Below are 22,575 nucleotides of genomic sequence, written 5' to 3' on the forward strand. Positions count from 1 at the left end.
CGATAAGGGGGAAATGGATATGGAACGGAAGATTACCGTAAAAGGGACAGGGAATGTCTCATCTCGACCTGATTTGATTGTGATTCACATGGACCTTGTCTCGAAAGCGCCACGATACGAAGATACGATGACCGAGGCGACAAGTGCGGTGTCCCATCTTCAAAAAGCCATCACGAGCGCAGGGTTTGACAAGACGGACCTTAAAACGAGTGACTTTTCCATCGATACGGAATATGAGAGCTATCGTGATCGAGATGAGAATTATCGGTCGCGGTTTGTCGGATACGTCTGTAAACAGAAGACGAAGCTCGAATTTGCGCTCGATACGTCCAAACTATCGGACGTCATCGAACAAATCAGTCAATCTCGCGCAAATCCTACACTCTCCATTCGTTTCACGATGAAAGACCCGAATGCGATTGAAGATCAGCTATTGGTGAGTGCTGCGGAGAATGCGAAGAAACGAGCAGAACTCCTTGCGAAGGGAGCAGGCGCTGAACTAGGGGACTTGCTTCAAATTGACTACACGTGGGGGGAGATTCACCTGTTTTCGCCTACAAACGTCCTCTATAGTCAGGACGTCGTCTATTCGGAATCACGGATGCCCGAACTCGAACCAGATGACATTGACGTCAGTGATTCGGCCACATTCGTCTGGAGTCTCAAATGAGGCGACTGATTTTCTTGATGCTTCTTTCACTCTCGATTGCGCTGCCCGCATCTGCCCTTTCCTGGGCCTATACGTTTGTCGTGTTCGACCGAAACGCATATGAAGTGCTCGACACAACAATCGAAGAGGATGCACTCGGTGACGTGATCGGTGAAGTGGAGACAGTGGTCAATGATGAGACGGGACGTTACTACGGGAATGCTTCGAACGGATATCCGATTGGGACGGTGTACCGTGAAGTCGACGGGGAGTCTGTGGAAGACGTCATTGCGGTCGAGGACGGTTCGGAGTGGAAGCGAGCGGAGTATCGATTCGAAGCACCGTATCATTCACGTGATTTTATCACCTTCTTCGGCTATTTGCTGCTCGGGATGGGCATCATTATGGTAAGTTGGTCGTTCTTCAAGCGAAGTTCGCTGTACCAAAAAGAAGCATGAACGAACGTGGAAATGGGAACGGGAATAAAGAAAGGTTCGGTAAAGGGGGATTTATCATGAACATCTTGATTATTTTTGACTCACTATATGGTCATACTGAAAAGATTGCTCATGCGATGCAGCAAGAGCTGTCGAAAGACCATGAGGCACGTATGGAACACGTATTGAATATTGGATTAGGCGACTTGGCACATGTCGACCTGGTCATCATCGGCTCACCGACACATGGGGGATACGAAACGGAAGACATTAAAGTATTTTTGGACGGAATTTCGGACAATGCGTTACGAGGGAAACGGACGGCTGCCTTTGACACGAGTATCGTCAAAGAGAAACAGAATCCGATACTTGGTAAAATCATTGATTGGTTCGGTCATGCCGTCAATCGGGTCGAAGGGGAAATGATTGAAAAAGGGGCGACGGGTGTCCAAAAAGAGTCGTTCCTCGTCGATGGGACGACGGAGATGTTGAAGGAAGGCGAACTCGAACGCGCGAAAGCGTGGGCGCGTGAGTTGGTCGGATAATACACGAAACGCATTCTGATAACAGAGTGCGTTTTTTAGTTGAAGAGGACGAGAAGAAGAGAAAAGCGGGTAAATATATAGTATTCAACTCTTCAGAGAGGAAGCTGGTTGTGATGAAAAAAATGGAGCGGGATGTATTGGTCGGTTGGATTGTCGTCGTGCTTGTCCTCTTGATGCATTTTCTGATCACCATGTCTCTTGGCAACTCGTACTTTGCTGAAAGTTCGTTGAATCGAATGTTGTGGCTTTCGAGTTTTCCGGCATTCTTAATCGCATTCGTCGCAGCCTTCTTCCAAAAAACGAACACTGTCTTCCTAGCGGTTCGTCGTGGGCTACTGTGGACCATCGAGTTGATGGTCGCCTTCACCATTCTCGCTTGGGTGTTCCGTTCTTTCGAAGGACTGTATGCGAATGCTGGTCTCTACTGGTTGTTCGGTGCCGTCTTAATTGGACCAATCTTTTATATGATGGCGTTCCGACGTCAACATTCGAAACGAATCCGCACCCCTTGATTGAAACGCTTCCTCTGAAAGGAGGCGTTTTTAGATTGCCTCAGGATGGGAAAGGATAGAGAGAAGAGATTGGAGGAGAGTGAGATGAGCCATTATTTTTCATCATCTTATGAAGAGTCGCGAGAGAAGTTCATGAACTTACTATCTGAAGTGAAACGATTTTATCCGAAAGCGGAGCTGTTGACACACTCGATCGGGGACGAGAGTATCGACGTTATTTTAGGGGAGCCGAAACGAGAGCGGAAAGCGATGATTCTCATGACGATCGGGGAACATGGGATTGAAGGGTATGCGGGTGCTGCGGTGACCCATCAATTCGTTCAGACGCAACTCACGCATGTCCGTCATGAGATGACGGGGATTTGTCTCATCCATGCAGTGAATCCATGGGGGATGAAACACTTTCGACGTGTCAATGAACACAATGTCGATTTGAACAGAAATTACGTCATTGATCGTGAGTCGGTCCCATATAACGTGAACCGTGAATATGAGCTGATGCGCCATCTCTTCGTACCGGATGGAGTAATTGACGACTACCATGAGGCGCGTGAACAGATCTATTCATTTCTCGGCTCTGGAATTAAGCTTGATGGCTTCAAAGCGATGAGTGGAGCAAAAGGGATGGGGCAATATCAATTCCCGAAAGGTGTGTATTACGGGGGAGAAGAAGACGAACCGTCTGCCATCTTTTTAAAAGGGATTCAACATGATTTACTTGAGCGCTACGGAAAAGTCGTCCATCTCGATTGGCATACCGCACTCGGACCGACGAACGAGGTCACGATGGTCATCAGCAAACGGGACGGTCGCACGGAAGATGAGTTAAAACAAGCGTACGGTCTAGACAACGTCAACGTGTATGACCCGGACGAGGTACTCGGAGATTCGACGAATCATTTTTACTACGTGCGCGATACGGAATACCCGGACAAGGGTCTCGTTTCTGCCTTATTTGAATTCGGTACGTTTGGGACGTCGACAAAAGCATCCATCCGTGAATTTTTAACGATTATTTTAGAGAACCGGCTGTACTTTGAAGGGACAAAGGACCCTGAGGCACGAAACGGTATTCAAAACGAATTCATGGCGATGTTCTATCCGGAAAACGCGGATTGGCGAGAAGCTGTTTTACGAGAAGGAGCGAAAGCCGTTGAAGGTTATCTAAAAGGTGAAGCGCTCTGGCGCGACACATAAGAGGGTTTCTCGAAGTCGGAATAGGGAATAATGAGGTTGTGAGTGTTTTCGCTAAATAATGACTGTGGAGGTTGGATGATGGGATATATTACAGCACATGACGGTACAAATCTATACGTAGAGGATGTCGGGTTTGGGGAACCGATTGTCTTCTTGCACGGCTGGCCAGCAAACAACAATATGTTCGAGTATCAGAAGAATGCGCTCGTCGAAGCGGGATATCGCTACATCGGCATTGATTTCAGAGGATACGGGAAATCTGATGCCCCGGCGACAGGTTATGACTATGAGACAATGGCGTCTGATGTGCATATGGTCGTCTACGGACTTGGCTTAAAAAACTTCACGCTCGTCGGTTTTTCAATGGGTGGGGCGATTGCAGTTCGCTACGCAGCCGACTATAAAGAGGATGGACTCAACAAATTGGTCTTGGCCGGAGCCGCGGCACCAATCTTCACACAGCGTGCAGATTATCCATATGGAATGACAACGGACGAAGTCGACGCGTTGATTGACGATACACGGGCCGACCGACCGAAGATGCTCGAAGGGTTCGGAGAAATCTTCTTCGAGAAAGAACATTCGAAACCGATGCAAAACTGGTTCCACCATCTCGCGCTCGTCGCGTCGAGCCATGGGACGATTGCCTCGGCACAGGCGTTACGTGACGAAGATTTGCGAGATGCCTTGCCGAAAATTGATGTCGAGACGTTGATCATCCATGGGGTGCATGACAAGATCTGTCCTTTCGCATTCGCCGAGCAGATGGAACAAGGCATCTCGAACGCGCGAATCGAGCGCTTTGAAGAGAGTGGACACGGTACGGTGCTGGATGAACGAGAGAAATTTAACGATACGTTGTTGCAGTTTGTTCAATAATCGATGGCCTCCGAATCGGGGGCTTTTTGTATGTCGATAAGGGTAAGAACCAACAAAAACGGGTATAATTCAATTGGAGTTCCCTTCCATTTTTTGAATCACTGAAACATCGCTGTGACTAGAGTCACGATGTTTTTTTGTGTTGTTTTGGAGAAAGGGGGATGAAACTAGATTAGAACATGGATTTAGTTCAACCTGTCCTACCATTCATGGTACAATAGCGGGGTGGATTAACAGATTGAGGAGAGATTTAAATGAATATCGCTTTCTTTTTATATCCGAAAGAAGACGTCAAATATTTGGACCCCGAATCAACGGTACGACAAGCACTTGAAAAGATGAAGCATCATCGATTCACGTCTGTCCCACTCGTTTCGGAGAACGGATTTTACGCCGGGACGATGACAGAGGGGGATTTACTCTGGGCACTCGCAGAACAGCTTCGCGGGGAAGAAGACTATGAAAAAGTGCTCCGGACACGTCTAAAAGACATCAAGCAACGCGTTCGCTATAAGCCGGTCTCGATTACGGCACAAATTGAAGAGCTCGTCGATGCGATCACGGACCAAAACTTCGTGCCGGTCGTCGATGATGGGAAGTATTTCATCGGCATCATCCGACGCCGTGACATCATCGAGTATTACTCGACAAAGTTGAAACAATTGGAGAATGAAGTCCGATAATGAACAAGCCAGAACCGACTTACGGTTCTGGCTTGTTTTACGTTTCTTTCAGCTTCGTTTTTAAAAATAGGAGTAGGGCAAACCTCAATCAAGTGGTGGAAAATGTGGAAGTACATATTCACCTAATTCATCGATGACTTCTTCGGCTGGACGTTCTCCGTCGAAGAGAGCGAAGAAGAGGTGGTTCACGCCGATGGCACGATACGCTTCAAGCAACTTGATCAAGTGGTTGCGACCGAGTCGGAATCCGAGACGAATCGGTGTCGGTGGCTCGTCTGGGTCGTGCGTCAAATCAAGATGCATCGGCATCGAGAAGGGACGGAAGGCACGACCATGCGCTTCACCGCTCGCACGCCACGCGTCGAGCACTTGCTGTTGTGCGAAAGGTGACTGCGGGTAGTACATCCACCCGTCTCCGTTCGCCCCAAGCCAGTCCATGTCTTGTTGTGCGAACCCGGTGATCATCGTCGGGATCCGCTTCTTCGGACGCGGTACGAGCGTTGCCTGTTCCACCTCCCCATAAGGTGATTCAATAGTTGGATAGTTGTTATAGAGCGCATGCTCCATGACACGAAGCGATTCTTTGAACTGGTCGCCACGTGTCGGGTGATCGACTCCGAGCCCTTTGAAATCGGCACGACGGTCACCTGAAGAGATCCCGAGAATCAATCGTTCTGGGAACAATGCTTCAATCGTTGCGACTTCCTTCGCCGAACGAAGGGGGTGACGGAGTGGCAAGACGAGCGCGGACGTACCGAGCGCAATGTTTTTCGTTTGACCAAGTAAATGTGTTCCGTAGATTAGCATATCGTAAATTTGACCGACAGCCGGGTCTAAAAAGTTCGGGTCTTTTAGTAGGACATCCCGTAACCAAAGAGCCGTGAAGCCGTAATCGTCTGCCTTTTGGGCAAGCTCGACTTGACGCTCGAGGATCGGGGTACGCATTTTAAAATTCTCTAAAGGAATGTGGAGGCCGAGCGTGAGCTCGCCCTCCCGGTACATCCGGTTGTAGCTTCTATGATTGTTGAACATAAGCGCCTCCTTAGTTTGCTTCCAAACGACGTGAAATGGCTGTCAAGATGACGGCGATGATGACCATGATGCCACCGACCCAAGGGGTATGCACAAGTCCGATTGAATCGGTGACGAGTCCACCGATTGTTGCGCCGAGGGCAATCCCGATGTTGAAGGCCGCGATGTTGAGTGCGGATGCGACATCGACAGCGGCAGGTACATATTTTTCAGCCAATTGCACGATATACAGTTGAAGTCCAGGCACGTTCATGAAGGCGAGGAGTCCCATCAAGACGATGGCAATCAAACCTGCCACTTTGAACGGAATCATGAACGACATGATGCTCATGACCGCTGCGTGAACGATGAACATATAGAACAATGCTTTCGCTGGATTTTCGTTGGCGAGCTTTCCACCGACCGCGTTCCCGATGGCGACTGCGATTCCGTAAACGAGTAAGACGACACTGATCAAGCTCGGGCTGATCTTTGTCACGTCTTGCATGATGGGTGTCAAGTACGTGAAGGCGACGAACGTTCCGCCGTAACCGAGTGTTGTAATCAAGAATCCGAGCATGAGACGACCGTTTGTGAGCAGTTTCTTCATATCTGAGAATTTCGCAGGTGGTGACTGTTTCAAATCTTTCGGGATCAAGAAGAAGCTTGCGATGATTGAAATGACACCGAGTGCTGCGACGGCGAAGAATGTGGCGCGCCATCCGAACGCTTGTCCGATGAAAGTACCGAGTGGGACTCCTGTAACGGTTGCGACAGTTAAACCTGTGAACATGAGTGCGATGGCACTCGCTTTTTTATGTGGTGGTACGAGTTGAACAGCAATCGTTGCCCCGATGGAGAAGAAGACACCATGCGAGAATGCGGTGATAAATCGGGCGACAATCAAAAGTTCAAAGGTGGTCGACATGGCCGAGACCAAGTTTCCGCCGATGAAGACGACCATGAGTGCCATGAGTAACGTCTTGCGGTTCATCCGGTTCGTCAGTGCCGTCAAAATCGGTGCACCGACGGCTACGCCGATCGCGTAACCCGAGATAATGAGACCCGCGAGAGTGATGCCGATGTTTAAATCACTTGCGATCGATGCGAGGAGACCGACCGGGACGAACTCGGTCGTTCCGATGCCGAAAGCGCTGATCGCGAGGGCGAGTAATGCCAACCCTCCATTTTTAGGTGCCTGTTCTTCGACAGGTTGTGTGTACGGTTGATTCATGAGTAGTTCCTCCTAAAATAAATGAATAGTGTGGAAGACGAGGGCCCTTCGTCTCCGGATAGCAAAGACATCTCACTTTCCTCTATTGTTCAGTACGGTCGAAAAAGTACCTTACCGTCTCAAGGGGATGTTACAAGCGAAATGAACTTGTATAGATTTGCTACAGTTGCTATCATAAGTGCATGAAAACAGTTTGAGAAGTACGTACTTTTTAGTGCGGTAGGCACCAAAAAGTGCCTATGTAAGAAATGGAGGAAACGAAATGCCATATAATATTCCGGTCGAAGCGACACTTGACGTCATCGGCGGTAAGTGGAAAGTCGTCATCATGTGTCACTTGATTAAAGGGGAGCGACGGACGAGTGAACTGCGTAAACTCATGCCGAACATCACGCAAAAAATGCTCACCCAACAATTGCGTGAGCTCGAAGCGGATGGTGTCGTCGTTCGTACGGTGTTCGAGCAAGTTCCGCCGAAAGTCATTTACTCACTCTCAGAGTACGGATGGTCACTCAAGCCAATCTTGGACGCCATGTGCGCCTGGGGCGAGTGCCATATCGATCAGTCCGGTGAAGAGGTCATTTCATAACCATCACGGTCGTCCAATACGGACGACCGTTTTTCGTAGTGACAAGTCGGGTACAGGGACAGAGACAAGGAGGGAATTAGGATGGACGTGAAAACTTTTTTGTTTACAGATGACGGCTCCATTCCCAACCATCCGGATTATCCGGCGCTCCTCTATCGTGGCGTCTTTGATGACCCGAGCGGGATGCGAGAGACGTTTGCCCATAATGAATGGACGAACAGTTGGGTGAACGGGGTGTTCGACTATCATCACTATCACAGCAACACGCATGAAGTATTGGGCATATTACAAGGTGAAGCGACGCTTCAACTCGGAGGGACGAACGGTGACCTCGTCCGCGTCCGCCTAGGTGATGTCCTCGTCTTACCGGCGGGAACGGGACATCGTCGCATCGAGGCGAGCGAAGATTTTCAAGTGGTCGGGGCATACCCGGACGGTCGTGACTATGACACGTTGACAGGAAAGACCGAAGAACGACCGGACAACGTAAAGCGAATCGAACAAGTCGAAAAACCGAAGTTTGACCCCGTCTTCGGGACGACGGGTCCACTACATGAAGCATGGACAAAGGAGGAAACGTTATGAATCAACGACTACCACATTCTTTATTACTTGCAGCTTTGAAGCAAAACGTCGTCAAATTGAAAGACGGGCGCGAGATGCGCGCACTCGGACAAGGTACATGGCGCATGGGGGAAGACAAATCGAAGCATGATGCCGAGGTTGAGGCACTTCGGACAGGAATCGACTGCGGACTCCACGTCATCGACACGGCGGAAATGTATGGGGAAGGGGAGTCTGAGAAGTTGGTAGGGGAAGCAATCCAAGACCGACGCGAAGATGTCTTTCTCGTCTCGAAAGTGTATCCATACAATGCGTGTGGCGACAAACTCGTCAGCGCATGTGATGCGTCGCTCGAACGACTCGGGACGGACTACCTGGATCTTTACTTACTCCATTGGCGAGGCGATGCCCCGCTCGAGGAGACGATTCAAGGGATGGAACAGCTTAAAGCGGACGGAAAGATTCGGGCATGGGGAGTCTCGAACTTCGACGTGGACGATATGAAGGAATTGCTGTCGCTACCGAATGGAGACAAGTGCGCGGTCAATCAAGTGCTCTATCATCTTGGCAGTCGCGGGATTGAGTACGACCTCCTTCCTTATCTAAAAGAACAAGGGATTCCTGTCATGGCATACGCTCCACTCGCTGAAGGAAGTGACGTGAAAGAAGAGGTCTTCAATAACGAAACGATCAATCGGATCGCGGAGTCGTATAGTGCCTCAGTCGCGCAAGTCTTACTTGCTTGGACGATCCGGAGCGGACACGTCATCGCCATCCCGAAAGCCGGGCAGGCCGAGCATGTCGAGGAGAATGCGGCAGCGCTCTTGCTCGACATGAGTGAGGAAGATTTTGCTTCGCTCGATGAGGCGTTCCCGCCACCGACAACGAAACAACCGCTAGATGTGATTTGAAACGATAAAGGACTGGTAATTTCGCCAGTCCTTTTGCATGTTCACTTTGACTGAATGTCAATTTCTGAAAAGATGAATTGTGTTTTTGTTTGAGCATACGGAATAACTTCATCAATAAATGATTCAGCCGCAGAAAAAGATGAGAACTGTATTTTGATAAGGTAACAGGCATCACCTGATATGCGATAACAAAATGAAACAGTAGGCTGCTGTTTCAAATAATGAAGAAATGCTTCGTATTGTCCATTCTTCACTGTTGCCTCGACTATACATTGAATTGGAAGCCCTAGCTTTTCATAGTCAAGTTCGAGCGAGTATTGTTTAATGACTCCAAATGATTCTAGTCGTCGAACCCGCTCGTTAACGGAAGGAGCGGAAAGTTTAATACGTCGTCCGAGCTCACTCATGGAAAGACGGCTGTCTTGTTCTAATTCATAGATAAGTCTGTGATCAATTTCATCGATTTTTAGCATGACAGGTATTTTGCCTCATTTCGTTATTTATTGAATGTTTATAGGTACATTTTGATTGTGGATGAAATGGAGTTGGATGAAAAGACCTTTTATCATATAAGTACAGGAGGTGAAGGAAATGCCAAGAATTAAGTTAGCAGAGCATGGAGGGACAAAGTTTGAACGTTTACTTGGTCATAATATCGAAATTCAAGAAAATTGGTCAAAACTAGGGGATTCATTGAATAATGCTGGTCAACTTTCTCCCAAATTGAAAGAACAAGTCCGTCGAACACTTGCGCAACAAAATGGATGTGAATATTGCCGAGCAAAGGGAAAACCAGATCAAGTTCAATTCGATGAACAGGTAACGGTTGCTGTAGGGTTTGCAGAAGTATTCATAAAAATGAAAGGAACAGTATCAGCTTCTATCATTGAGGTGTTAAAAGAAACGTTTTCGGAATCAGAAATTAGCGAGTTATGTGCTTTTATCACGTTCACGACAGCATCACAATATATAGGGGCGATGTTGGGCTTAGAGGCGGAAACTTGAAATATACATATCGATTCTAGTTCACTTTTTTCGGGTAAATAAAGGAAGGATTTGCTTGTGTAGATGACATCGATACGACAAGGGAGCTGAACTCTATATGGAACAGACGTACACCGCTGAAGAATTCAAAGACAAGATGTACTCGAATTTAAAAGTACGGCCGAGTGATTCCGTCATTTTGATGTGCTCCATCTTTATCGCGTCAATCGGATTGAATATGAATTCCATTCCCATCATTATCGGGGCGATGTTGATTTCGCCGCTCATGACGCCTATCTTGAGTATCGGTCTCGCCTTGTCGCTCTATGACATGAAACTTCTTCGAGCGGGAGTACGTTTACTTCTGGTCCAAGTCGCGGTCAGTCTCACCGTCGCGACCATTTATTTCGCTATCTCGCCAATTACCTATGCGAGTAATGAAATCATTGCCCGAACGGAGCCGACGATTTGGGATGTCATCATCGCTTTCGCTGGGGGGACCGCCGGCATCATCGGGGCGCAAAAGAAGATGAGCAATAACATCGTCCCAGGTGTCGCCATCGCGACCGCCTTGATGCCCCCGCTCTGTACGGTCGGCTATTCGATTGCGACGTGGAACGTCGATTATTTGATCGGGTCGAGTTATCTGTTCGTTATCAACTGCGCGTTCATCGCCATTGCGACGTTCATCGGAGTCAAGTTCATGGGTATCTCACAAGTGTTGACGAAGCAAGACGCGAACCATAAAAAAATCAATCGACTTCTCATTGCCTTGTCTGTCTTTATCGTCGTCCCAAGTATCTTCTCGGCCGCGACGCTCGTTCAAGACAGCATCGTCCGGACGGGAATAAACAATTTCATCGAAGAAGAGTTTTCAGACGCCATCATTATCAGTCAGGACTATCAGGAAGATGATGATTTGCTTCTCGTTACGACGACGGGGAAACGACTGACCAATGAAGAACTTACGGAGATTGAATCGCGCCTGCCGGACTATGGGCTACATGCGATTGAATTGTCCGTGACACAAGTACCGGATCTGAACGGATTATCCGGCGAACAGGCAGCGCGCATTTTACAAGACTATCTCGAAAGTCGCCTGCAACAGTTCAATTTGTTCGACAGCCGTCAAATCGATTTGGAGGACTTGCCTTTCGAACTCCAGAATGAAATCAATCCAAACTAAAAGACCATCGATTTTTGTCGATGGTCTTACTCGTTAGTTCGCGAGCGGATGTTTCAAGAGATAGTCTTCGATTTGATCAATCGTTTCTTTCAACACGCCGTCTGCGAATGGTGATTTGAGACCTGCCAGTTCGACGAGTTCGAGGAACGAACGGCTTCCGCCTGCTTGACAGAGCGTGAGGTAATCGCTCCATGCCGCTTCGCGGTCTTCATGCATGCGCACCCAGAACTGGAATGCACATACTTGTGCGAGCGTATAGTCGATATAGTAGAACGGGCTTTGGAAGATGTGACCTTGTTGGTGCCACCATGCGCCCGATTCGAGATAGTCGTTCGTCTCATAATCACGGTGCGGGAGATAGACCTTTTCCAAATCGCGCCACGCCTGCCGACGCTCGGCAGCTGTCATCTCTGGGTTGCGGTAGACGACGTGTTGGAACTCATCGACGAGCACGCCATACGGAAGGAACGTCATGCTACCTGCCAAATGATTGAACTTATACTTGTCGACTTGGTCGCCGAAGAAGAGCTCCATCCATGGCCAACAGAAGAATTCCATCGACATCGAGTGGATCTCACACGCCTCATAAGTCGGGAAGGCGTATTCCGGTGTCGTCAAATGACGGCTTTCATACACTTGGAAGGCATGACCGACTTCGTGCGTGAGAACATCGATGTCGCCTGCCGTCCCGTTGAAGTTCGAGAAGATGAACGGAAGTCCTTCAGACGGTAAGTACGTGCAGTATCCGCCGCCAGATTTCCCTGGTTTCGCCGTCAAGTCGAGGGCGCCGCGTTCCTGCATGTACTGGAAGAACTCGTCCGTCTCATTTGAGAGTTCACGATACATTTTGTTTCCGCCTTCGATGATGAACGACTCATCGCCTTGCGGTGTCGCGTTTCCGTCTGGGAAGACGAACGACTCGTCATAGTAATAGAGGTGGTCGACACCGATTCGTTTCGCCTGCTTTTCTTTCAAAGCAGAAGCGAGCGGGACGATGACGTCACGGACTTGTTTCCGGAAGTTGTCGACCATCGACTCGTCATAACCGACACGCTGCATCCGTGCATAACCGAGTTCGACGAACGACGGGAAGCCAAGGGCGTGAGCGATTTCCGTACGGACGCGTACGAGTTCCCCATAAATGCGGTCGAGCTCATCGCCGTTATCAGAAAGGTATGTATAGCGGGCGACAGATGCGGCTTTTCGGACATCACGGTCTGGTGATTGAAGATATGGGCCGAACTGTGACAAGTTGAGTGTCTTGCCGTCAAACTCGATTTGCGCAGCGGACATGACCTTTTGATAAGCTGTCGCGAGGCGGTTTTCTTCCTGCAGTTTCGGGATGAGTGACTCCTCGAACGTTTCAAGTGCGCGCTCGGCGAGAGAGAACAGTTGGCTGCCCCATTCCGCTTCGAGTTCAGTGCGAAGCTCGTGGTTCGTCAAGACGCGATAGTACGCTTGAATCTCCTTCTCATAGACCGGAAGTGCGTCGTCAAAGAATGCCTGTTCTTCTTCGTAAAACGAATCGCGTGTGTCGACCGAATGTCGGATCGCGACGAGTTGACTTTGTGTCTCAAAGTCGTTCCGTTCTTTGTTGATTTGGCGAATGAGTTCGTTCGCTTCCTCGAGTGTGCTGGCTTGCTGTAATTCGGCAGAATAGTCCGAAAATCTGCTGTTTAAAGCGTCCAAGTCGGGCCGTTCATATGACAATTTTGTGAAAGTCGTCATTGTAAGCGCCTCCATCGTGTGAAATTTTTACAAAGTGTAAAAAGGGCTTGCAAAAGCGATTGCACACTCGTATTCTTACGATGTGTAAAACGATTTCGCACTACCTTATTACAACTATACCGTTAATAGGGTAGGGATTGAAGTATTAGCTTTTCGGGTATAAAAGTGAAGACTTCGATTCAATAGAACATGTTGGAGGGATTAAGCTATGGGATTCTTTAAAAAACTTTTTGGTGGTAAAGAAGAACAACTCAACGCGGTTTCACCGCTTACAGGAAAGGTCGTCGACATCACGAACGTACCGGACCAAGTATTCTCACAAAAAATGATGGGTGACGGGATCGCAATCGAGCCGACTGAAGGAAAAGTCGTCTCACCGGTTAGCGGAACAATCGCGACAGTATTCCCAACAAAACACGCGATCGGTATCAACGCGGACAACGGTGCGGAATACTTGATTCACATCGGTTTGGATACGGTAAACCTTAAAGGTGAAGGCTTCGAGACACACGTTACAGAAGGTCAATCTGTCAAAGCAGGCGACCCACTCGTCACGTTCGACCTCGATTTCATCAAAGCGAACGCGCCATCGACAATCACTCCGATCATCATCACGAACCACGACAGCTTCGGCGTGAACAAACTTGTCGCAGAAGGCGACACGGTGACAGCTGGATCTTCAGAAGTCGTCGAGTTGACAAAGAAATAAGAAGACGACCCATGACTCGGGAGCTTAGGCTTCCGAGTATTTTTTTGCGAATGCGGGAATTATAATGAAGAGAGGGAAGGGGGAATTGAGATGGATGGAAAAAATGCACCATACCGGGGATACGGGGATCGGATTCGAATATTACGGGAACGGGCCGGATTGTCGATTGAGACGCTTGCAGAACAGATTGGTGTCGCACCGTACTTTATCCGACGTACCGAATTGAGTGAGGTCTATCCGACCATGCCTTACATAGAGGCGCTCGCAGACGCTTTGCAAATCGACCCGAACTATTTGGCCCGCCATATTTGGACGGGAGAGTCGCTCAAAGTACTCATGCGAGGAAAAGTACCGGAACTCGAACAGATGAAGCTCGCCTATGAAGAAGCGATGCACGGGAAGTCCGTCGAAGAAATGCAACGGCAACTCGAAGAGCGGATGCGCATCTTTGACTTGATGCACGAAGAGGAGTTACATCGCATTTTCAAAGAAGACGAGGAACCGACGTCACACCATGCACTCGAAGCGCTCGTCGATGCGGTGCTTGATCTCGGACGGTCACATGACACGACGCGTCACATCGTCCCGTTCGCACGCTATGTGGAACGGCTTGTCCCAGACCAATTCGCAGACAACTCATTCCAGTACGCGGAGTATGGTGTCGTGGATAAATCGTATAAATTGCAATGACCGTGGAGCATTCTACGGTTTTTTTGTGCACAAAAAAGTGACCAGGAGAATCCCCTGGTCACTTCAATCAGCGCATCGGACGCGCTTCGTAGCGTACTTTTGGACGTGTGCCGGCGAGTAAGAAACCGAGCACGATATTCAAGATTGTGAGCACCCATCCGACATAACCGAATGTGTAGGCAAGACTCGCCAGCATCGTTTGCCAGTCGAGCAATGCTGCTGCGTCCCCGCGGAATGTGAAGCGGATGACGGTGAAGCCAATGAGTGTCGTTGCAGTAATCATGATGCCGATCCATGCGCCACCGAAGCGGGACGTTTGAGAGCGTCTGCTGACCGGATACCAAAACGCGAGCGTTCCGATGAACGCACTGCCTGCATAGGCAAGCAGAATTTGCCATAACGCATCCGCGTCTAAGAAGACGGTATAACAGATGAACGTCGTGAGCGTCGTCATAAACGTAAAGATTAAGGCTGCGAGTAATCGTGATCGCATAGTTCGTTTTCCTCCTCATTTTGCACATTCTTTAGAGTAAACGAAAACGAATTTGCTGTAAACGTTATTGACGGTTTTGTAATATTTGTCGCCATTGTTTAATAGCGTTTGTTCCATAGAACAAGACGCCGCCACGATAGAATTTCGAGCCAATCCACAGTGTGATACCAATCGTTCCGATGAGTAACCCAATCGAAAGCGCCACTTCCCATACGGCCACATCGACGAGCATGACGCGAAGGAACATGAGCATCGGAGCGAAGAACGGGACGAACGAGAGAATGGTCACGATGGTCGCATCCGGGTTGTTCAATCCAAACATCGCGACTAAGAACGCAGCGACGAGGAGCATGATGACCGGCATGACCATTTGTTGTGACTCTTCGACACGGCTGACAAGTGAACCGAGGACAGCGAAGAGTGAGGCGTACAACAAGTACCCGAGCAAGAAGAAGACGAGTAGATAGATGACAGCCCGTGCGTTGCCGGCGTTCTCGATGACCGTCGTCGCCAGTTCGCTACCACTCGCACTTACATAACCAAACCCAAGGAAGATTCCGATTTGGATGAGGGCGAGTGTCCCGATAGCGGTCACTTTCGCAAGCATATGGGTCACCGGATGAGTCGTCGAGATGATGAGCTCCATGACACGCGATGACTTCTCCGTCGTCACTTCTGTTGAAATCATCGATCCGTACGTGATGATCGAAATGTACAGGAGCATCAACATGACGTAAACGAGCGCCGAAGACGAGAGGAGCTCATCCGAGTTCTCTCCACCGCGTCCGAGATAGGACTCGTCGAGTTGGATCGGTTCGCTGAGGGCAGCGATGACGGTCGGGTCGACATCGGACGATTCAATCAATTCCGCATTGCGCAACTGTTGTAAGGATGTTTGCAAGAGGGTCGTGAACTCCTGCTCCGGGCGTTCGGAGATAACGCGAGCATCATAGCCGTCAACAAAAGCGACGACCCCATACTCTCCGTCGTTGATGCCGGTCCGTGCCTCTTCTTCCGTAATTTCGCTAGAGGCGACGTCTTCATAGCCGAGTGATTTCATCGTGTCGACGATTTCTTTGTTCTCAGACACGACGAGTGCGCTCGCTTGCTCGGAATCCTCAAACGTAGACATGATGCGGTCGATGTTCGTAAACCCGAAGATGAACAGGATGGTTAACGCCGTCGAGATGAGGAATGCTTTTGAACGAATTCTCGATTTGAGTGTGAACGCATAAAGCGGTCCAAAGTTATGAAACATGTTGACCGACCTCCTTGATGAAGATGTCATTGAGCGATACCGGTTGGCGCATGAACGTCTTCACGTTCGCCTGATGACGGACGAGTGCCGACAGGACGGCGTCACTATCTTCGAAAGAATGTAAGCGTACTAGATGACCGGATTTGTAAGGCTCGATTGTCTCCACGACTGGGAGCGACTCAAGAATGTGGATCTGGTCCGTTTCAATAAAGAGGGCAGGCTCCTCGTAGCGTGATTTGATTGTTGGGACATCACCGCTCACGACGGCACGGCCACCTTTCAAGATACCGACGTGTTGACACAATTCTTCGACATGCTCCATTCGATGACTCGAGAAGACGATGGTCGTCCCGGCGTCACGCAACGCGAGAACTTCACGCTTCAGGATTTCAACGTTAACCGGGTCGAGGCCGCTGAACGGTTCGTCTAAGATGACGAGTTCCGGGTTATGGAGCAGGGCGGCGACGAGCTGAATCTTCTGTTGATTCCCTTTTGATAGCTGCTCGACGCGCATCGTTTCATATTGAGGAATTTCAAGGCGTTCGAGCCATGACTTGACCGCGCGTTTGGCATCGCTCCCGCGCATGCCCTTTAGGCTTGCGAGAAAGACGAGCTGTTCACGCACTTGGGATTTGGGATACAGGCCACGTTCCTCGGGCAAATAGCCGACGATGCGATGGTCGACCGCTTTACCGTTCCACGTGATACTCCCATCGGTCGGCTTCAAGATGTCGAGGATCATCCGGAACGTCGTAGTCTTTCCAGCACCGTTTGCACCGAGCAAACCAAACATTTCCCCTTGTGGGACGCGGAACGTGAGGTCGTCGACAGCTTTGAAGTCACCAAACTCCTTGGTGACGCGTTCGATATGTAATGCCATATTCTATTACCTCCTTAGAATGTCTCTTCTTCTATCGTACGCCACCTTGAGCAAAAAGTTTCACTTTTTCTGGTAAATGACTTATCTTGAAATCAAGATAATAAAAGGAGGATGACAATGAAAACGCAGTCTACGGGAATCCATCACATTTCGTCGATGGTGCAAGACCCGCAACGTACGCTAGATTTTTATGGACAGGTGCTCGGTCTCCGCTTCGTGAAACAGACCGTTAACTTTGATGACCCTGGTACGTATCATCTCTATTTTGGGGACGAAGTCGGGACACCAGGGACGGTGATCACGTTCTTTCCAATCCCGGGCTTAGGGAAAGGGCAGGTCGGGAGCGGACAGGTTGGCGTGACGACTTATCTCGTACCGGCAGGAAGTTTACCGTTCTGGGAAGAAAGACTACAACAGCACGGCATCGCGACCGTCGCCACTGAACGGTTCAGCGAGGCATCACTTTTATTTGAAGACCCGGACGGACTCGTCGTCGAACTCGTCGCCCGACCGAGCTCTAAACAGACACGCTGGGTCATCCCCGGTATAACAGAACATGAAGCAATTGTCGGATTCGCCGGAGCGACTTTGTTGTCGAAAGCACCGGACGAAACCGTGCGCTTGTTGACGGAACTGTTCGGCTTTGAACGGGTCGCGGAGGATGAAGAGTGGATCCGTTTGAAAGGGTCAGCAGATTACGGGAACGTCATCGATGTGAAGAAAACGATTTTACCAAACGGGGTCCCTGGAACGGGAACGGTTCATCACATCGCGTGGCGCGTTACCGACGGAGACCATTATCCGACCTGGCAAGACGCCATCTTTGACCTTGGGTTAAGACCGACCGAAGTGAAAGAACGAAATTATTTCCGCTCCGTCTATTTCCATGATGCCGGACGTATCCTGCACGAACTCGCGACAGACGTACCTGGATTCACTGTGGACGAATCCGTTGACACGCTCGGTGAGACGTTGCGCTTGCCACCATGGCTCGAAGCGAACCGAGATAAAATCGTCCGCACACTACCAGCAATCACGATACCGAGAGGAGAACACATATGATTCATCAATTCATTCAAGGTACAAAAGATACGACACTCATTTTATTACACGGAACTGGAGGGACCGAGCAGGATTTGATTCCGCTCGCGAAAGAACTATCGACCGAAGCGAACATTTTAACGCTTCGAGGGGATGTCATTGAAAACGGGATGTCCCGTTTCTTCCGTCGCCACGCGGAAGGGGTGCTCGACCTTGAAGATTTAAAGAAACAGACAGAGCGCTTCCTTCATTTTTTAGATGAAGCGGCGACAACGTATGGCATCGACCGGGATAAGATGATTCCGCTCGGCTACTCGAACGGGGCGAATTTAATCGGGTCGGCACTTTACCGTCATCCGGCGTTCACTGCTTCACTCCTATTCCACCCGATGGTACCGGACCGTTCATTGACGCTACCTGACTTGTTAGGAACGAACGTGTTCATCTCGGCTGGCGAACGCGACCCGATTTGCCCGAAAACAGAAACAGAAGAGCTGACGTCGACACTCCGAAACGCGGGAGCGGACGTCGAGATCTTCTATCACTCGGGGGGACATGAACTTCGTATGGAAGAAGTCGAGGCAGCACGGACATGGATCGCCGCATACCTCGACTGATTCATTCAAGCCATTTTTTTCGGTTTGTTCGGACGAGAATAGACGACGAGGACCCCTCGGTCAATCAAATAGGCGGCGAATAAACGTTTCGCTTCCTCAGCTCGCACAGTTCGGTCGATTTGGATATACAATCGGCCGAGCTTTTTTTGTGAGGTGCGCGTGAGCAACCAAATCGAGTCGAGCGTATACTGCCAACTTTGGAGCGTGTCGCCACCGATATATAAGTAGCGGTTTTGGGTGCGCTCGAGCAAGTAGTTGAGCCACCAGACGTCACGAGCCAGTTTAGCGCAGACACCGAGCACGAACGTGAGACCGAGGAAAGCCATGCTAGATAAGACAGGATGAATGGCAGAGAACCCGTTGCGGACGGACTCGAAGGCGACAAAGAGCAATCCGACGGAAAAGACGCTGACGAACCACCAGAATCCGAAGTTAGAGAATGAACGTTTTGGGTCATGCACCATATGATGTCGATTCCGGATGATCGATGCCATTCTCTCCACCTCCTTTATTAGAATATTCTGAATATTTGGTAACACCACTATACTATACTGTACCCAATCCCGTCTATTTGAATACGCACACAACATGCTGAATCGTGAGGATTTTTTGACGTTTCGGCTTGTATTCCTCGAATTATGGGAATGATGACAGTGAAGACATGAAAATTTTGTTGAAACGTAATTTCACTTAGCAGAGGAATCGCTTATGATAGGTGAGGGATTTTTCCATGACCTTCATGGATTCCGTCTATAAAAAGAACGTGAAAACATGAAGGTCAGCTTCATTGCAGTCATCATAGAGAACTAGAGGGAATGTTATGAGAAATTATTGGTATGACAATATTAAAGGAGTGCTCGTCCTACTCGTCGTCTTCGGACACTTGTTGACCGATGTCCGCGGCGCTTATGACGATATTTTACCAAAGTGGGTGTATCTTTTCCTGTATACCTTCCACATGCCGTTGTTCATCATGTTGAGCGGTTACTTTTATCGGGAGAACCGCTATTTGCGCGTAATCCAGTTATTCGTGGTCTATGTCATTTGGCAGGTCATCCTTGGGTCATGGTTCGCATTTACAGAAGGGATTCCGATTTTCTCACTTGAAAATCCAGGTCTGAATTTGTTGAAGCCGTACTGGGCGCTTTGGTATCTGATGGCCATCATTTTCTGGTACATCATCACCCCGTATGTGACACAACTGAAAGGCTACGTGTTATATGCACTATTATTCGCGCTCCTGTTCGGATTCCAAGCCGAGGCGACGGGGTATTTCGCGTTACGAAAAGTCATCATGTTCTATCCGTTCTTCTTGATCGGGAACTGGATGTCCGAGCGCAATACGCTCAACTTCTTTGAGTTACCGAAACGGGCCGAGCACCGGAATCGATATCGCATCGGTGGGGCGATTGTCTTCACCACGCTCACACTGGGACTCTTGGTCTCGATGCGGGTCCAGCAAGACGATACGTTCTATCATATCGGGAACTTGTTCAAATTCCGTTTTGCCTATGACACGGCCGTCCCAGAGGCGATGTGGAGTGGACCGTTCGCCTTTTTGATTGTTTATACGGTGTCGCTCCTCATGTCAATTAGTTTCGCGCTCATCATCCCAGGACGACAGCTCCCGATTTTTTCGCGTGCCGGGCAGTATAGTCTGTACGTCTATCTCGTCCACGTCTTCTTTGTTGTCGCCTGGAAGGCGTTTATACCGGCTGGGTTCATGCCGACATCTTGGATGCAACTGCTCGTCTTGTTCGGTGTCGCCTTTGTGATGGTCCTCGTGATTATCAGTCCACCGATGGTCCGTCTCTTGCGTCCGCTCGTCGAGATTGACGTGAAGCGAGTCCAAAATACGAAGGGTGTAAAAGGGTAAAGTCTTTTCTAAACGCTTCATTTCCGCTACACTTTATTAAGAAGAAACGAAACTAGAGTTAAGGAAGTGACCCTATGCCATACGAAAATGGAATGCACAGCACAGAAGGCGACGTGAACGTATCACGTCACGTCGTTGAAATGATCGCCGCGGTCGCGGTCAAAGAAACGAAACACGTCTCGTTCACGCAAGAAGATACGAAATTGTCAGAGCGTGCGCTCATGAAACATGTGAAAGTCGATGAGTCGGACGAAGGCATCACCATCAACCTATCGCTTTATATCGCGTACGGACAGTCGATCATCAAAACGGTGACGGCCGTCCAAGAGCGCATCACGCAAGATATGGACACGATGCTTGCGATGACACCACGTTCTGTGAACGTCAAAGTGGTCGGCATTCAGCTGTAATAAGGAAGGGGAGAGCGCATGCTCTTCTCTTTTTTGATTTTTGCGAAAACGGTTGCATCAAGAGAACGTTTTCATTTATAATAGAAATCGAACAAGTGCAACCGTTTGCATCATTGACCAAACGTGCGACGGGTACTTGTCAAGTTCCCTAAATGTAGTCTGACGACACAAGCATTTGAAGGAAAGGCGGAAAGCATGTATGTCAACGATTGAAGCAGTGATTTTCGATTTGGACGGTGTCATCACTGACACGGCAGAGTACCATTACCTCGCTTGGAAGCAGCTCGGTGAAGAGCTCGGAATTCCATTTGACCGCGAATTCAACGAAACGCTCAAAGGCGTGAGTCGGACTGAGTCGCTTGAGCGGATCCTTACGCTCGGCGGTAAACAAAACGATTTCACACCGGAAGAGAAAGCAGAACTCGCACAAAAGAAAAACGAGCACTACGTTGAACTTATTCAACATATCTCATCCGACGATCTTCTTCCTGGTATCGTTTCATTCCTCGATGAAATCAAAGAGGCGGGACTCAAAATCGGAATGGCTTCTGCTTCAAAGAACGCATTTGCGGTCGTTGACGCACTTGGGGTCCGACATTACTTCGACCATATTGTCGACGCAGCAACTGTCGCCCAATCAAAACCACACCCCGAAGTGTTTTTGAAGGCCGCTTCTGCCCTTGGCGTGAAACCCGAACTCGCCATCGGCGTTGAAGACGCGGCTGCCGGTGTAACTGCAATCAAAGCGGCAAATATGTTTGCTGTCGCCGTCGGAGAAGAATCGATGCTTGGTCATGCAGACCTCATCGTCGCTTCTACTGACGAACTGTCACTTGAACGCATCCTCGAACGCGTTCACGTGTAAATGACTACAATCATCTTCCGTGAGACGGCGACTGCCCCGAACAGTCGTCGTCTTTTTTGAGTCAAAAGTCCTAAATAGACAGAATTGCCCAAAAAGAGATGACAAACACATTACAAATCCGTTACACTTTTATAGAAGATATAGAGGGATTATTAGGAATTACTGATTTAAATTAGGGAATTCCAAATTATAATTGGATGTAGAAGGGGATTTGTGTATGGAATCTACGAATGTCAATGACCACATTTATCGAGAATTGATGGAAATTGAGGAGTCGTATCGCCAATTGCAACGACGTGCCGAGTATTTGATTGCGGAATTGAGTCGAGATAGAGAAGATAAGGACTCCATGACTGATGCGTCAAAACGCCTACGTCCGCGCCGTGTGAACCAGCGTTATCCGCTCGAGGTGTACGTTCATCAAGTGACGGATCTACTGAAAGAGCGTCAGACGATGAGCGTGCGTGATATTCAAATGGAACTTGAACTTCGTTACCGTCATCACATCAGCAACATTTACCAATTGATGGTGAAAATTGAAGGGGTCAACCCGGAAATCAAAAAAATTGGTCGCGGCTTGTATACATACGAACCGACAGAAGAAGTGGCAGCGACACTTTCATGATC

At 49.1% G+C, this 22,575-nt stretch carries 28 protein-coding genes; 20 read left to right on the forward strand and 8 right to left on the reverse strand.

The window, feature by feature from the left end; all coding sequences use genetic code 11:
* Nucleotides 1-19: 19 nt before the first annotated feature.
* The 7 genes from KNO79_RS02935 (at nucleotide 20) to KNO79_RS02965 (ending at nucleotide 4,902) form a co-directional block, all read left to right on the forward strand.
* Nucleotides 20-670: an SIMPL domain-containing protein gene (locus KNO79_RS02935; protein ID WP_214690605.1), complete on the forward strand. Its 651-nt coding sequence runs from the start codon at nucleotides 20-22 to the stop codon at nucleotides 668-670.
* Entirely contained in the window at nucleotides 667-1,107 is a 441-nt protein-coding gene (locus tag KNO79_RS02940; protein ID WP_214690606.1) for a hypothetical protein, read from the forward strand. The genes KNO79_RS02935 and KNO79_RS02940 overlap by 4 nt, the downstream gene beginning before the upstream one ends.
* 56 nt (nucleotides 1,108-1,163) lie before the next feature.
* Entirely contained in the window at nucleotides 1,164-1,631 is a 468-nt protein-coding gene (locus KNO79_RS02945) for a flavodoxin family protein (protein ID WP_214690607.1), read from the forward strand.
* Between the two features lie 113 nt (nucleotides 1,632-1,744).
* Complete coding sequence (locus tag KNO79_RS02950) at nucleotides 1,745-2,143, forward strand: hypothetical protein (protein ID WP_214690608.1); 399 nt, start codon at nucleotides 1,745-1,747, stop codon at nucleotides 2,141-2,143.
* A gap of 84 nt (nucleotides 2,144-2,227) precedes the next feature.
* Nucleotides 2,228-3,340: a M14 family metallopeptidase gene (locus KNO79_RS02955; RefSeq protein ID WP_214690609.1), complete on the forward strand. Its 1,113-nt coding sequence runs from the start codon at nucleotides 2,228-2,230 to the stop codon at nucleotides 3,338-3,340.
* A gap of 75 nt (nucleotides 3,341-3,415) precedes the next feature.
* Complete coding sequence (locus tag KNO79_RS02960; RefSeq protein WP_214690610.1) at nucleotides 3,416-4,219, forward strand: alpha/beta fold hydrolase; 804 nt, start codon at nucleotides 3,416-3,418, stop codon at nucleotides 4,217-4,219.
* 254 nt (nucleotides 4,220-4,473) lie between these two features.
* The gene (locus KNO79_RS02965; RefSeq protein ID WP_012727014.1) at nucleotides 4,474-4,902 is read left to right on the forward strand and encodes a CBS domain-containing protein; all 429 of its coding nucleotides are present in this window, start codon (nucleotides 4,474-4,476) and stop codon (nucleotides 4,900-4,902) included.
* A gap of 84 nt (nucleotides 4,903-4,986) precedes the next feature.
* Here the strand turns inward: KNO79_RS02965 and KNO79_RS02970 are convergent, their stop codons facing one another.
* A complete protein-coding gene (locus tag KNO79_RS02970; protein ID WP_214690611.1) occupies nucleotides 4,987-5,934 on the reverse strand; it encodes an LLM class oxidoreductase in 948 nt (315 codons plus the stop codon).
* 10 nt (nucleotides 5,935-5,944) lie between these two features.
* Complete coding sequence (locus KNO79_RS02975; RefSeq protein WP_214690612.1) at nucleotides 5,945-7,147, reverse strand: MFS transporter; 1,203 nt, start codon at nucleotides 7,145-7,147, stop codon at nucleotides 5,945-5,947.
* 262 nt (nucleotides 7,148-7,409) lie between these two features.
* On the opposite strand from KNO79_RS02975, the gene KNO79_RS02980 reads away from it, so the two are divergent.
* From KNO79_RS02980 to KNO79_RS02990, 3 genes are all read left to right on the forward strand, one after another.
* Entirely contained in the window at nucleotides 7,410-7,736 is a 327-nt protein-coding gene (locus KNO79_RS02980) for a winged helix-turn-helix transcriptional regulator (protein WP_078147375.1), read from the forward strand.
* A gap of 81 nt (nucleotides 7,737-7,817) precedes the next feature.
* The gene (locus tag KNO79_RS02985; protein WP_074036164.1) at nucleotides 7,818-8,321 is read left to right on the forward strand and encodes a cupin domain-containing protein; all 504 of its coding nucleotides are present in this window, start codon (nucleotides 7,818-7,820) and stop codon (nucleotides 8,319-8,321) included.
* A complete protein-coding gene (locus tag KNO79_RS02990) occupies nucleotides 8,318-9,211 on the forward strand; it encodes an aldo/keto reductase (protein ID WP_285800626.1) in 894 nt (297 codons plus the stop codon). The genes KNO79_RS02985 and KNO79_RS02990 overlap by 4 nt, the downstream gene beginning before the upstream one ends.
* A 41-nt stretch (nucleotides 9,212-9,252) precedes the next feature.
* Here KNO79_RS02990 and KNO79_RS02995 read toward each other — a convergent pair whose 3' ends face one another.
* Nucleotides 9,253-9,684: an Lrp/AsnC family transcriptional regulator gene (locus KNO79_RS02995; RefSeq protein ID WP_047795035.1), complete on the reverse strand. Its 432-nt coding sequence runs from the start codon at nucleotides 9,682-9,684 to the stop codon at nucleotides 9,253-9,255.
* Nucleotides 9,685-9,802: 118 nt separating this feature from the next.
* On the opposite strand from KNO79_RS02995, the gene KNO79_RS03000 reads away from it, so the two are divergent.
* Together KNO79_RS03000 and KNO79_RS03005 are read left to right on the forward strand one after the other, a co-directional pair.
* The gene (locus KNO79_RS03000; RefSeq protein ID WP_214690613.1) at nucleotides 9,803-10,216 is read left to right on the forward strand and encodes a carboxymuconolactone decarboxylase family protein; all 414 of its coding nucleotides are present in this window, start codon (nucleotides 9,803-9,805) and stop codon (nucleotides 10,214-10,216) included.
* Nucleotides 10,217-10,313: 97 nt separating this feature from the next.
* Nucleotides 10,314-11,381, forward strand: a complete 1,068-nt coding sequence (locus KNO79_RS03005; protein ID WP_214690614.1) for a DUF389 domain-containing protein — start codon at nucleotides 10,314-10,316, stop codon at nucleotides 11,379-11,381.
* Nucleotides 11,382-11,414: 33 nt separating this feature from the next.
* Here KNO79_RS03005 and KNO79_RS03010 read toward each other — a convergent pair whose 3' ends face one another.
* On the reverse strand, nucleotides 11,415-13,109 hold the full coding sequence (locus KNO79_RS03010) for a M3 family oligoendopeptidase (RefSeq protein WP_214690615.1): 1,695 nt from the start codon (nucleotides 13,107-13,109) through the stop codon (nucleotides 11,415-11,417).
* A gap of 208 nt (nucleotides 13,110-13,317) precedes the next feature.
* On the opposite strand from KNO79_RS03010, the gene KNO79_RS03015 reads away from it, so the two are divergent.
* Both KNO79_RS03015 and KNO79_RS03020 read left to right on the forward strand, forming a co-directional pair.
* Nucleotides 13,318-13,818, forward strand: a complete 501-nt coding sequence (locus KNO79_RS03015; protein ID WP_012727005.1) for a PTS sugar transporter subunit IIA — start codon at nucleotides 13,318-13,320, stop codon at nucleotides 13,816-13,818.
* Nucleotides 13,819-13,908: 90 nt separating this feature from the next.
* Entirely contained in the window at nucleotides 13,909-14,508 is a 600-nt protein-coding gene (locus tag KNO79_RS03020) for a helix-turn-helix domain-containing protein (RefSeq protein ID WP_047795040.1), read from the forward strand.
* A gap of 67 nt (nucleotides 14,509-14,575) precedes the next feature.
* On the opposite strand, the gene KNO79_RS03025 is transcribed toward KNO79_RS03020, so the two are convergent.
* The 3 genes from KNO79_RS03025 to KNO79_RS03035 form a co-directional block, all read right to left on the reverse strand.
* Complete coding sequence (locus KNO79_RS03025) at nucleotides 14,576-15,001, reverse strand: hypothetical protein (protein WP_214690616.1); 426 nt, start codon at nucleotides 14,999-15,001, stop codon at nucleotides 14,576-14,578.
* Between the two features lie 64 nt (nucleotides 15,002-15,065).
* A complete protein-coding gene (locus tag KNO79_RS03030; RefSeq protein ID WP_214690617.1) occupies nucleotides 15,066-16,259 on the reverse strand; it encodes an ABC transporter permease in 1,194 nt (397 codons plus the stop codon).
* Entirely contained in the window at nucleotides 16,249-17,139 is an 891-nt protein-coding gene (locus tag KNO79_RS03035; RefSeq protein WP_012727001.1) for an ABC transporter ATP-binding protein, read from the reverse strand. Before KNO79_RS03035 ends, KNO79_RS03030 begins: the two co-directional genes overlap by 11 nt.
* 117 nt (nucleotides 17,140-17,256) lie before the next feature.
* Between KNO79_RS03035 and KNO79_RS03040 the strand changes: the two genes are divergently transcribed.
* Nucleotides 17,257-18,201 (forward strand): ring-cleaving dioxygenase, encoded by a 945-nt coding sequence (locus tag KNO79_RS03040; protein WP_214690618.1) that lies wholly within the window; start codon nucleotides 17,257-17,259, stop codon nucleotides 18,199-18,201.
* A complete protein-coding gene (locus KNO79_RS03045) occupies nucleotides 18,198-18,797 on the forward strand; it encodes an alpha/beta hydrolase (RefSeq protein WP_214690619.1) in 600 nt (199 codons plus the stop codon). The genes KNO79_RS03040 and KNO79_RS03045 overlap by 4 nt, the downstream gene beginning before the upstream one ends.
* Nucleotides 18,798-18,802: 5 nt before the next feature.
* On the opposite strand, the gene KNO79_RS03050 is transcribed toward KNO79_RS03045, so the two are convergent.
* Nucleotides 18,803-19,291, reverse strand: coding sequence for a hypothetical protein (locus KNO79_RS03050; protein WP_214690620.1), 489 nt, complete (start codon nucleotides 19,289-19,291; stop codon nucleotides 18,803-18,805).
* Between the two features lie 326 nt (nucleotides 19,292-19,617).
* Between KNO79_RS03050 and KNO79_RS03055 the strand changes: the two genes are divergently transcribed.
* The 4 genes from KNO79_RS03055 to KNO79_RS03070 all read left to right on the forward strand — a co-directional run bounded on the left by KNO79_RS03055 (nucleotide 19,618) and on the right by KNO79_RS03070 (nucleotide 22,573).
* Entirely contained in the window at nucleotides 19,618-20,673 is a 1,056-nt protein-coding gene (locus KNO79_RS03055) for an acyltransferase family protein (protein ID WP_012726998.1), read from the forward strand.
* Nucleotides 20,674-20,747: 74 nt separating this feature from the next.
* Nucleotides 20,748-21,083 (forward strand): Asp23/Gls24 family envelope stress response protein, encoded by a 336-nt coding sequence (locus tag KNO79_RS03060; RefSeq protein ID WP_012726997.1) that lies wholly within the window; start codon nucleotides 20,748-20,750, stop codon nucleotides 21,081-21,083.
* 199 nt (nucleotides 21,084-21,282) lie between these two features.
* Nucleotides 21,283-21,948, forward strand: coding sequence for a beta-phosphoglucomutase (gene pgmB, locus KNO79_RS03065; protein WP_074036182.1), 666 nt, complete (start codon nucleotides 21,283-21,285; stop codon nucleotides 21,946-21,948).
* A 217-nt stretch (nucleotides 21,949-22,165) separates the two neighbouring features.
* Nucleotides 22,166-22,573 carry a Rok-like winged helix domain-containing protein gene (locus KNO79_RS03070; protein ID WP_074036184.1) on the forward strand — a complete coding sequence of 136 codons (408 nt, stop codon included), beginning with the start codon at nucleotides 22,166-22,168 and terminating at the stop codon, nucleotides 22,571-22,573.
* The last annotated feature ends 2 nt before the right edge of the window (nucleotides 22,574-22,575 follow it).

This window comes from Exiguobacterium sp. s43 (assembly GCF_018617255.1).
GTDB lineage: Bacteria > Bacillota > Bacilli > Exiguobacteriales > Exiguobacteriaceae > Exiguobacterium > Exiguobacterium profundum.